The sequence below is a fragment of the Streptomyces sp. NPDC051173 genome, assembly GCF_040689515.1.
Lineage (GTDB): Bacteria > Actinomycetota > Actinomycetes > Streptomycetales > Streptomycetaceae > Streptomyces.
This window is the reverse complement of sequence record NZ_JBFBBD010000169.1, coordinates 1-1,767: the sequence shown is the minus strand read 5'-3', so window position 1 is coordinate 1,767 and position 1,767 is coordinate 1. Positions and strand designations below refer to the sequence as shown.

3 protein-coding genes are annotated in these 1,767 nt (G+C 69.4%); 2 read left to right on the top strand and 1 reads right to left on the bottom strand.

All coding sequences use genetic code 11. The features are described from left to right. The first annotated feature begins 306 nt into the window (after positions 1-306). A complete protein-coding gene (locus tag AB0435_RS34125; RefSeq protein WP_366428733.1) occupies positions 307-1,128 on the top strand; it encodes an ATP nucleotide 3'-pyrophosphokinase in 822 nt (273 codons plus the stop codon). A gap of 15 nt (positions 1,129-1,143) precedes the next feature. Here the strand turns inward: AB0435_RS34125 and AB0435_RS34120 are convergent, their stop codons facing one another. Continuing rightward, on the bottom strand, positions 1,144-1,308 hold the full coding sequence (locus AB0435_RS34120; RefSeq protein ID WP_366005735.1) for a hypothetical protein: 165 nt from the start codon (positions 1,306-1,308) through the stop codon (positions 1,144-1,146). Here AB0435_RS34120 and AB0435_RS34115 point away from each other — a divergent pair. After that, positions 1,298-1,627 (top strand): putative quinol monooxygenase, encoded by a 330-nt coding sequence (locus AB0435_RS34115; protein ID WP_366005736.1) that lies wholly within the window; start codon positions 1,298-1,300, stop codon positions 1,625-1,627. The two genes, AB0435_RS34120 and AB0435_RS34115, sit on opposite strands and share 11 nt — an antisense overlap. Positions 1,628-1,767 lie beyond the last annotated feature (140 nt).

Genomic DNA, 1,767 nt, shown 5'->3' with positions numbered 1-1,767 from the left:
CCGCCACCCTCATCCCCGTCCCCCGACACCACACCCACCGGACCCGGCACCCACACACCACCCACCACAACCACCACCCACTCCCCCCACCGAACAGCCCCTTACAACCAGCCCAAGGAACCTAACCACCCATCAGGTGATTTATCAGACCATCACACTCGTCACGCGCCCATAAACCACCCGTACAGCCCCACTTCCTGGTTACTCGAAGGCCGCCTCGCGCGTTGTACCTCTCGCCGCACACCGTTCGATCCGCGCCTCAGCCGGCGCGGGCGACGCCCGTCGAGAGAAGGACGAATCACGCGTATGACCATCCACCGCACGCTCCATCGCTTCGCGGCCGCGGCCGCGCTGGCCACCGCCCTCGGTGCCGCCTCCGTGTCCGGTGCCTTCGCGCAGGGCGCGGCCGAGTCCCGCCCGGGACCCTCAGGTCAGGTGGTCAAGGCCGGGCGGCAGCTCGAAGACGGCGGTTGGCACGGTGACGGGCTGTCGCTCGACGCCGCGGAGAACAAGAAGGTCGACGACTTCCTCACCCACGCCCAGCGGGCCGAGCAGTCGATCAGTCCCGAGATGAGGGCGGTCGCCCAGGTCAGCCACGCCACCCTCATCGGCTTCGACCAGCGGCTGAAGTCCGCCGACTCGCTCAAGCGCAAGGTCGCGACGTCGCTGAAGGCCACACCGGGCCAGACCGTCGACGGGGCACTCGCCAAGATCAACGACTCGATCCGCTACACGCTGGAGTGGCCGGACGGCCGCTACACCAAGGGGGTGACGGCGGCCTCGTCGATGCTGTCGAGCTGGGGCAACGACAGCGCCAAGTGGTCCAACACCTGGGGCACCCAGAAGGGCTACAAGGGCATCAACTCGGCCTGGCGCGACCTCGGGTCCGGGCACGTCTTCGAGGTCCAGTTCCACACCCCGTCGAGCAAGTGGGCGCAGGAGGTGACCCACAAGCTCTACGAGGAGCAGCGGCTGCCCAGCACGCCGGCCGAGCGCGCCAAGGAGCTCCAGGAGCAGCAGGACGCGATCTTCGCTTCGGTGCCGGTGCCCGAGGGGGCGGAGGGTCTCGCGGCTCCTGCCACGCGTCGGCCCGTGGGAGGTCCGCAGACCCTGCCGGCCGCGGCGTAGCGTCTCCCGCTCGGCTCAATTTTCCGGCAGGGCCGGAATCGGGCCCGTGTCCGCTTCGGCAATCGCCGTGGTCTGCCGCACCGTGGACAACGACGCGGGCGCTCTCGCCCGCCCATCACCTTCGGCGCCGTATGCACGGCCCTGCCGCCCGAGACCGCAGGAGACATCGATGATCTTCATCGTCGTGAAGATGAACGTACGCCCCGAGCACACCGAGAACTGGCTGGAGATCGTCGGCGATTTCACCCAGGCGACCCGCGACGAGCCGGGCAACCTCTTCTTCGAGTGGTCCACCAGCGTCGACAACCCGAACCAGTTCGTCCTGGTCGAGGGCTTCGCCTCCCGTGAGGCCGGTGACGCGCACGTCAATTCGGCGCACTTCAAGGCCGCGATGGACAAGATGGCCGACGCCATCGCCACCACTCCGCAGATCATCAGCACCGAGGCCCCCGGCAGCGGCTGGTCCGCGATGGCGGAGCTCACCCCCCGCCACCTGTAGCGGACGCGCGGCACCGGCCGCGAAGAGCCGGTCGGCGGCGCTGGGCCGCCGCCCCGGGCGACTTCACGCACCTCTTCGACGCACCGGTCTACGACCGCGGGGCGATGGCGCTGCACGCGGTGCGGACCGTCGTCGGCGAC

Coding starts and splice junctions, on each gene's coding strand:
- AB0435_RS34115 (WP_366005736.1), top strand. CDS start 1,298: ATGATCTTCATCGTCGTGAAGATGAACGTACGCCCCGAGCACACCGAG.
- AB0435_RS34125 (WP_366428733.1), top strand. CDS start 307: ATGACCATCCACCGCACGCTCCATCGCTTCGCGGCCGCGGCCGCGCTG.
- AB0435_RS34120 (WP_366005735.1), bottom strand. CDS start 1,308: ATGAAGATCATCGATGTCTCCTGCGGTCTCGGGCGGCAGGGCCGTGCA.